Source organism: Patulibacter minatonensis DSM 18081 (assembly GCF_000519325.1).
GTDB classification, from domain to species: Bacteria; Actinomycetota; Thermoleophilia; order Solirubrobacterales; family Solirubrobacteraceae; genus Patulibacter; species Patulibacter minatonensis.
This window is the reverse complement of the sequence record NZ_KI912613.1, coordinates 2671824-2679887: the sequence shown is the minus strand read 5'-3', so window position 1 is coordinate 2679887 and position 8064 is coordinate 2671824. Positions and strand designations below refer to the sequence as shown.

8 protein-coding genes and 1 pseudogene are annotated in these 8064 nt (G+C 75.0%); 5 read left to right on the top strand and 4 right to left on the bottom strand.

Annotated features, from left to right (window positions below; all coding sequences use genetic code 11):
- Window positions 1-1308, top strand: a 1308-nt coding sequence (locus PATMI_RS37930) for an SbcC/MukB-like Walker B domain-containing protein (RefSeq protein WP_026911123.1), incomplete at its 5' end; no start/stop codon positions are given.
- A 33-nt stretch (window positions 1309-1341) separates the two neighbouring features.
- Here the strand turns inward: PATMI_RS37930 and PATMI_RS0112395 are convergent.
- The 3 genes and pseudogenes from PATMI_RS0112395 to PATMI_RS38520 all read right to left on the bottom strand — a co-directional run.
- Window positions 1342-2457 carry an AAA family ATPase gene (locus PATMI_RS0112395; RefSeq protein WP_026911122.1) on the bottom strand — a complete coding sequence of 372 codons (1116 nt, stop codon included), beginning with the start codon at window positions 2455-2457 and terminating at the stop codon, window positions 1342-1344.
- Window positions 2458-2606: 149 nt separating this feature from the next.
- Window positions 2607-3131 (bottom strand): helix-turn-helix transcriptional regulator, encoded by a 525-nt coding sequence (locus PATMI_RS29640; RefSeq protein ID WP_342673049.1) that lies wholly within the window; start codon window positions 3129-3131, stop codon window positions 2607-2609.
- Window positions 3132-3140: 9 nt separating this feature from the next.
- A pseudogene (locus PATMI_RS38520) lies at window positions 3141-3290 on the bottom strand (AraC family ligand binding domain-containing protein); the annotation flags it as partial.
- Between the two features lie 305 nt (window positions 3291-3595).
- Here PATMI_RS38520 and PATMI_RS29635 point away from each other — a divergent pair.
- A complete protein-coding gene (locus tag PATMI_RS29635; RefSeq protein WP_036725766.1) occupies window positions 3596-4609 on the top strand; it encodes an iron-siderophore ABC transporter substrate-binding protein in 1014 nt (337 codons plus the stop codon).
- A 51-nt stretch (window positions 4610-4660) separates the two neighbouring features.
- On the opposite strand, the gene msrA is transcribed toward PATMI_RS29635, so the two are convergent.
- Window positions 4661-5359 (bottom strand): peptide-methionine (S)-S-oxide reductase MsrA, encoded by a 699-nt coding sequence (gene msrA, locus PATMI_RS0112380; RefSeq protein ID WP_026911121.1) that lies wholly within the window; start codon window positions 5357-5359, stop codon window positions 4661-4663.
- 143 nt (window positions 5360-5502) lie between these two features.
- On the opposite strand from msrA, the gene PATMI_RS29630 reads away from it, so the two are divergent.
- The 3 genes from PATMI_RS29630 to PATMI_RS34515 all read left to right on the top strand — a co-directional run.
- Complete coding sequence (locus PATMI_RS29630; RefSeq protein ID WP_036725764.1) at window positions 5503-6024, top strand: hypothetical protein; 522 nt, start codon at window positions 5503-5505, stop codon at window positions 6022-6024.
- 93 nt (window positions 6025-6117) lie between these two features.
- A complete protein-coding gene (locus PATMI_RS0112370) occupies window positions 6118-6795 on the top strand; it encodes a response regulator transcription factor (RefSeq protein WP_026911120.1) in 678 nt (225 codons plus the stop codon).
- Between the two features lie 35 nt (window positions 6796-6830).
- A partial coding sequence (locus tag PATMI_RS34515) for a sensor histidine kinase (RefSeq protein WP_051471492.1) occupies window positions 6831-8064 on the top strand: 1234 nt, incomplete at its 3' end.

The window sequence follows — 8064 nt, the reverse complement described above, 5'->3', positions numbered from 1 at the left end:
CTGGCCGGCGCGACCGCCGCGGCCGGGGAGGCGACGGCGGAGGACCTGCGCGCCGCACGCGAGACCGCGGCCGGGCGATTCGCCGCCGCGCGGGCGGAGGCGCAGGAGCTCGAGCGGCTGGTCGCCCGGATCGCGGGCCTGACCCGCACCATCGACGAGGCCCGTCTCGCGGTGTCGGTGGCCGCGACCGGGCACGCGCAGGCGACCACCACGCTCGCGTCCGCCCGCACCGACCTCGCCGCCACGCGGGAGCGGATCGCCGCGGCCTGCGGCGACGCCGGCACGGTCGCCGCGATGATCTACCGCCTGCGCGACCAGGAGCAGCGCCTCGACGGCGCGGCGAACGCGCTGGCGAAGGACGAGGACGCGCGACGCACCGCGGAGGAGGCCGCCGAGGGCCTGCGGGCCGCCCTCGAGGACAGCCGCTTCACCACGGCCGAGGAGGCCGTCGCGGCGGTCCTCATGAAGACCCGTGCCGCGGAGGTCGAGCGGCAGGTCGGGGCGTTCGACGCGTCCGAGGCCGGGGCACGGGCGGTCCTCGCGCAGGAGGAGATCGCGACCGTCGCGCTGGAGCCCGCGGCCGACGTCGACGGCACGACCGCCGCGCTGGCCGCCGCCCGGAGCGCCGCGTCCGCCGCGACGTCGGAGGCCGCGTCCGCCGCGTCCTGCGTCCGCGCGCTCGAGGACCGCCGGGACGCGCTGCTCACGTCGCTCGACGCGCTCGGCCCCCTCGCCGACGCCGCCGACCGGGCGCACGCGTTGTCGGAGCTCGCCCGCGGCGGCGCCGGCAACCGCCGGAAGATCCAGCTCTCCTCCTGGGTCCTGGCGGCCCGGCTCGAGCAGGTCGCGGCCGCCGCGACCGTCCACCTGCTCCGCATGTCGTCGGGCCGCTACGCCCTGGTGCTGCACGAGGAGCCCGCGAGCGGCCGCGGCAAGGGCAACGCGGGGCTCGGCCTGCGGGTCCGCGACGGCTGGACCGGCGAGGAGCGCGACACCTCCACGCTGTCGGGCGGTGAGTCGTTCTTCGCGTCGCTCTCGCTGGCCCTCGGGCTTGCCGAGACCGTCAGCGCCGAGGCGGGCGGCCTGGACCTCGGCACGCTCTTCATCGACGAGGGCTTCGGCACGCTCGACGAGCAGACCCTCGACGAGGTTCTCGGCGTCCTCGACGCCCTCCGCGACGGCGGCCGCGCCGTCGGCATCGTCTCCCACGTCCCCGAGCTCAAGCAGCGCGTCCCGATGCAGCTGACGGTCGAGAAGGCCCGCGAGGGCTCGCGCCTGTCCCAGGGGACGACGGCCGTCGGCGGGTAGGGGCGCCGCTCCGCGACCGGGGTCGCATCGGGATCACTGCGGCGACGTCGTCCAGAGCCCCAGGAGGGGGTCGACGAGCTGCACCGCGCCGCCGGGCAGCTCGCGGAGGTGTGCGTCGTCGAGGAGCTGCCGCCGGACCGCCGACTGGGTGCTCTTGGCGTGTCCGGTCGCCTGCAGCGCCGCGACGGTCAGCAGCCGATCGTGCCCGCGGGCGACGGCACCCAGCACCCGGCGCTGGGCGACCGACAGCGCGCGCCAGGTCTGGGCGAGGCCGTCCCGGGCCTCGCGCCGCGCGCCCTCCAGTGCCCCGTCCAGGGCGTCCGGGTCGTCGTCGTCCTGCTCGAACAGGAAGTGCGCCAGGAGCATCGCGCGCTGCGGGTGCCCACCGACGAGGGAGACGGCGGTGTCGACGTGCTCCCGCAACCCCTCCCGTCCGGCGGCGTCCAGCCGCTCGTCGATCCAGTCCGCCAGGTCGGCCAGCGGCAGCGGCCCGAGGGCGACCGAGCGGGCCTGCTCGAACAGCGGCCGGCGTCGGTCGCCGAAGAGGGCGGCCATCAGGGACGGTTCGCTGCCGGCGAAGACGTACGACGCCACAGCCGAGTGGTGCTGGATGTGGCTGCGCAGGACGCCGTCGAGCCCCTCCTCGGCGGTCAGCAGGTCCTGGAACTCGTCGAGGATCACGAGACAGCGCTGCCCCGTGCGCGCGTGGACCAGCCGCGGGAGGTCGAGCGCGTCGTGCAGGCGCGCCAGCGCGACCTCGGCCGACGGCGCGCCCATCCCTCCCCCGACCTGCGCGATCCCGGGCACGCCGAACCGCGCGTTGGCCGTCCCCCGCCGCCGGACGCCGCGCCAGACCGCCCGGAGCTTGCCGCGGTCCAGGCCCTGCTCGTAGGCGTGGTCGATGCGCAGCGCGACGTCGTCGACGGTCGTGACCCCGGAGAGGTCGACGTACGCCGGGATCATCTCGTGCGCGCTCCACGCGGTCTCCGCCAGCGCGCCGAGCAGCGTGGTCTTCCCGAACCGCCGAGGGGTGGCGATCCTCGTGGACTGGCCCGCGCGGGCGAGCTGGAGGAGCTGCTCCAGCTCGGCGGTGCGGTCCACCAGCTGATCCGGGGGCAGCGGGCGGTCGTAGAGGAACGGATTCTGCATCGGTTCATCTCGAACGTACCATTTGGTACGTCGAGGCGGAACTCCCGCTGGAGGGCGCTCACCCGAGAGGAACGGCGAGGCGGGACACATCGGCAGACCCGCGGACCGGTGGCACCGAGCCGCCGCGCGGCGCACGTCCGCCGAGAGCGTCAGCCGCCGTCGCCACCGATCGCCCCCGGCGTCCGCCCGGTCGTCCGGCGGAACGCGGCGACGAAGGCGCTCGGGCTCGCGTAGCCGACCCGGCCGGCGACCCGGGCGACCGGCACCCCGTCGGCGAGCAGGTCGAGCGACGCCCGGATCCTCGCGCGGGTGCGCCATTGGGCGAACGTGAGCCCCGTCTCCGCCACGAACAGCCGGGCGAGCGTCCGGCCGCTCGCCCCGACGGCGCGACCCCAGGCGTCGAGGTCGCGCCGGTCGTCCGGGCGTGCGACGAGGGCGGACGCGACGGCCGCCGCGCGGTCGTCGGCCGGGTCCACGAGCGCGACCGCCGGGACCGGGGCCGGCCGGAGCAGCCCGAGCAGCAGCTCGCCCGCGGGCTCCCGGACGGCCGCGTCCGGCTCGGCGGCGGCGAGCAGCAGGAGCAGCTCCCGGACCAGCGGGGTCGCGTGCATGACCGTCGCGGCGGCCGCGACCCGATCGGCAGGGCACCGCAGCGGGTCGACGTACGCACACACGAGGTCGGCCGACCGGGCCGCGGACACGTCGTGCGCGACCCCTCCTGGCACCCACGCCAGGTGGCTCGGGGCCAGCGACCACCGCGTCGGTCCGATCGTCACGTGCTGCACGCCGCCGGCCGACCAGAGCACCTGGTGCTCCGGGTGCGAGTGGTCCCCGAAGCCCGCGCCACGACGGAGCGAAGCGCGCCACCGTCACGAGCGGCGCCGCCACGCCGGGGACGACCGCGTGGTCGGTGGTCGTCGGCAACGCCATCGATGGACCGTACCCGCTCGTCCGTCGCCCCGGCGACACCACGTGTCCGTCCTGAGCGATCGACCGTCGCTCGTCCGACCCGCAGGGCCGTGCACCCCGTCCGTTCCGCCATCGACTGTCGCAGGACGGACAGACCGCTTCGACGCACGGCCGCAAACGGGTCCACGGCGACCGCACCGACGGCCGATCAGATTAGGCTTCCCTACCTATGAGACGCCTCCTCCTGCTCCCCGCCCTCCTCCTCGCGCTGGCCCTCGGCGCGTGCGGCAGCGACGACTCCGACGACCCGACGACGACCGGCGCGGCCTCCGCCGCCGGGTCCGGCTTCCCCATCACCGTCACGCACGCCCGCGGCACGACGACCATCGAGCAGGAGCCGAAGCGGATCGTCACGGTCGGGCTGCGCGACCAGGACACCCTGCTCGCGCTCGACATCAAGGCCGTGGGCGCGATGGACTGGTTCCAGCAGGGCACGTTCGCGAAGTGGCCGTGGGAGAACTGGGGCGGCTCGCCGCCGCAGGTCGTCAGCAACGGCGGCTTCGAGGTCAACTTCGAGAAGGTCGCGGCCCTCCGGCCGGACCTGATCCTCGGCATCTACCAGGAGATCAACGCCGCCGATTACAAGAAGCTCTCGGCGATTGCCCCGACCGTCGCGCAGAGCGCCGAGTACAAGGCGTACACGACCCCGTGGCGCGAGGAGACCCGCTCGATCGCCGAGACCGTCGGCAGGAAGGAGCAGGCCGAGAAGCTGATCGGCCAGGTCGACGAGCGGTTCGCGAAGGTCCGCGCGGCACACCCCGAGTACAAGACGCAGGAGGCGATGATCATCGACCCGAGCCAGGGCTTCTACGCGTTCAGCTCGACCGATCCGCGCGGGCAGTTCCTGAAGGAGATGGGCTTCACCAGCTCGACCCGGATCGACAAGCTCGCGAAGGGCGAGTTCGGCACCGACATCAGCCAGGAGCGCCTGAAGACCCTCGACGTCGACCGGCTCTTCGTCCTGATCGACAAGAACACCCGCAAGAAGGTGTTCGACAACAAGGCGTTCGCGAACCTCGACGTCGTCAAGGAGGGCCGCGTCATCGAGGTCCCGTACTACGACGCCCCGCAGACGGGTGCGGCGGTCGCGTTCAACAGCGTGCACAGCCTCCCGTACGCGATCGACGGGATGCAGAAGCTCATCGACGCCAACGTGGCGAAGGCGCCGATCGCGGCGAAGTAGGCCGGACGAGCGGCGCGCACGCGTGGCGCGCCGCTCCGTGAGCCGGCGGGTCTACGAGGCGGTGACCAGCCCCACCGGGCAGCTGACGCCCGTCTCGCCGTGGCCGCAGTAGCCGTTCGGGACCTTGTGGAGGTAGGCCTGGTGGTCGGGCTCCGCGTAGAAGAACGGGATCTCGCCGCCGACCAGGGCGCCGCCGAACGCGGCCTCGCCCGGACCGCCGTTGCGGATCTCGGTCGTGATCGGGCCGTGGCCGGCCGCGGCGAGCGACTTGCCGTAGTTCACCTTCGACATCTCGGCCTGCTCGAGCTGCTCGTCCGTGGTCGTGTAGATCGCCGAGCGGTACGAGGTGCCCATGTCGTTGCCCTGGCGCATGCCCTGCGTCGGGTCGTGGCCCTCCCAGAAGCGACGCAGCAGCTGCTCGAAGCTCACCTGCGCGGGGTCCCAGACGACGAGCACGACCTCCGCGTGGTTCGTCCTGTCGGAACAGACCTCGCGGTACGTCGGATTCGGCGTCTCGCCGCCCTGGTAGCCGACGGCGGTGACGAGCACGCCCGGTGCGGTCCAGAACGTGCGCTCGGCGCCCCAGAAGCAGCCCATCCCGAACGAGGCGTGCTGCGAGCCCTCCGGGAACGGCGGCACGATCGGCCGCGCGAGCACCGGGTGGACGCCGTGGACGGGCATCAGCTGATCGCGACCGGGGAGCGTGTCCTCGGCGGGGATGAGGGCGTCGGGCTTGCGGCTGAAGAGCATCGTGACCTGCCTGTCGGAGATCGGACCGGATCCGGTGCGGACACGGGACGAAAGGGGCTCTTCCGAGCGTACCGAGCGCGTCAACCGGGGCGGAAGGCGCGCCCCACAACGTCCTCACAGGAACGGCCAGCAGCATGGCTCCCATGAACAACCCCCTCACCAACCCGAAGACGATCGCCCTCGGCCTGGCGGCCACCATCGCCGTCGGCGGCGGCACCGCCGCCGTCGCCGGTGCGGCCGACGGCACGTCGACGAAGCCCACGAAGCCCACCCCCGAGCAGCGCGCCGAGAAGCGCAAGGAGGCCAAGGCAGAGCACCAGGCCGCGTTCGCGAAGGCCCTCGGCGTCTCCGTGAAGGACGTGCAGGACGCCCGTTCCGAGGTCCGTGACCAGTACGCCGCGAAGCGCGCGGCGGCCGAGAAGCAGCGCGCCGAGAAGCAGGGCCTGACGGTCCAGCAGCTGCGCGACAAGCGCGCCGACGCCGCGCAGAAGCGCCTCGCGAAGGCCGTCGAGAAGGGGCGCCTGACCCAGGCCGAGGTCGACGCCGTCGTCAAGGCGGTCCGCGAGGGCAAGCCCGTCAAGGCGGCGATCAAGCAGGCGCGCGCCGAGCACCGCAAGGACCACCGCGCCGACCGCAAGGCCGACCGCGCGGCCGCGAAGGGCTGATCCCTCCGGGACGGCCGGCTCCCCCGCGCGCCGCGGGAGGGGCCGGCGGTCCCGCCTCCCCCGTCGTCCCGCTCGCGTACCCTCGCCCCGACCATGTCCGCCCCCACGGTGCTCGTCGTCGACGACGACCCCGGCGTCCGCCGCGCCCTCGACCGCGCCCTGCGGCTCGAGGGCTTCGTCGTCCGGCTCGCGGAGGGCGGCGACGAGGCGCTCGCGGCCGTCGGCGAGCGTCCGCCCCGGGCGATCGTGCTCGACATGACGATGCCCGGCACGGACGGGCTCGGTGTCATCCGCACGTTGCGCGCGCAGGGCGACACGACACCGATCTGCGTCCTCTCCGCCCGTGACGGGCTCGACGACCGCGTCGAGGGGCTGCAGGCCGGCGCAGACGACTACCTCGTCAAGCCGTTCGCCACGCCGGAGCTCGTCGCGCGCCTCCACGCCCTGCTCCGCCGCACCGCCCCGGCCGCCGTCGGCGTGCTCGAGGCCGGATCGCTCCGCGTCGACCGCCGCCGCCACCGCGTGTGGCTCGACGGCGACGAGCTCGCGCTCACGGCCCGCGAGTTCGCGCTGCTCGCGTGCCTGACGGAGCACGCCGGCGCGGTCCTGAGCCGCGGTCAGCTGCTCGAGCGGGTGTGGGGCTACGACTTCGCGGTCAACACGAACGTCGTCGACGTGTTCGTCGGGTACCTGCGGCGGAAGCTCGAGCAGGACGGGCGACCGCGGATGCTCCGGACGGTCCGGGGCGAGGGCTTCGTGCTGCGCCCGTGAGCGCCCGGGGTCCCCTCGGCAGGTTGCGCACCCGCGTGGCCGCCGCCGCAGCGCTGGCCGCGCTGATCGCCCTCCTCGCCGCCGGCGTCTTCGTCCTGACGTCGGCGACCGCATCGGACCGCTCCGACCTCGACGACGCCCTGAGCGCCCGGGCGCAGCAGGCCGCGAAGGTCGGCCGCAACACCGTGCGGACGACCGGGGTCCTGGGCCGGCCCGCGGTCCGCGCGACCCGGCGCGTCGGCCGGATCCTCGGCCCCGTGACCGGCAGCGGCGACGTCGCGCTGATCCGGATCGTCCGCGGCGGGGAGGTCCTGGACCGCCTGGGCGGGACGGCCGACCCCGGGCTCCCGCTCTCCGCGCCGAACGTCCCGACGACCGTGTCGACGCCCGAGGGCGACTGGCGGATCGTGCAGCGCGCCGTCGGCCGGGGGCTCGTCGTGCAGGCCGCGTCGCCACTGACCACCCTCGACGCGCGGCGGAACGCCCTCCGCGACCGGCTCCTCCTGGCCGGGGCAGGCGGGGTGCTCGGCACCGCGCTCCTCGCGTTCCTGCTCGCGGGGCCCGCGCTCGGTGCCCTGACGCGCCTGCGCCGCGACGCGGGACGGGTCGCCACGACCGCCGACCTCGACGTCCGGATGCCGGACACCGACGGGCCCGCCGAGGTCCGCGAGCTCGCCGCCACCCTGAACGCGATGCTCGCCCGGCTCGAGCGCTCCGACGCCGACCGTCGCGCCGCGCTCGACACGACGCAGCGCTTCGCCGCCGACGCCGGGCACGAGCTCCGCACGCCCCTGACCGCGCTGACCACCACCGTGGAGGCGCTGCGGTCGCACCCCGACCTGCCGGTCGCCGAGCGCACCGCGATGCTCGACGAGATCGCCGAGGAGCACGCGCGCCTCGTCGACCTGCTCGACGCGCTGCAGGCGCTGGCCCGTGGCGACGCGGGCGCCCGCACCGACCGCGGACCGGTCGACCTGGCCGAGCTCGCCGAGCAGGCGGTCGAGGCCGCCCGCACCGCCGCGCCCGGGACGACCTTCGTGCTCGACGCGCCCGGGACGCTCGTCGTCGACGGCTGGGCGCCCGGGCTGCGGATGGTGCTCGACAACCTGTTGGTCAACGCCGTCCGCCACGGGCGGTCCGGCGGCACGGTGGCGGTGCGGGTCGTCGCGGCCGGCCCCGGCGCGGTCCTCACCGTCGACGACGACGGGCCCGGCATCCCGGTCGACGAGCGCGAGGCCGTCCGCGGGCGGTTCGCGCGCGGTCGCGGCG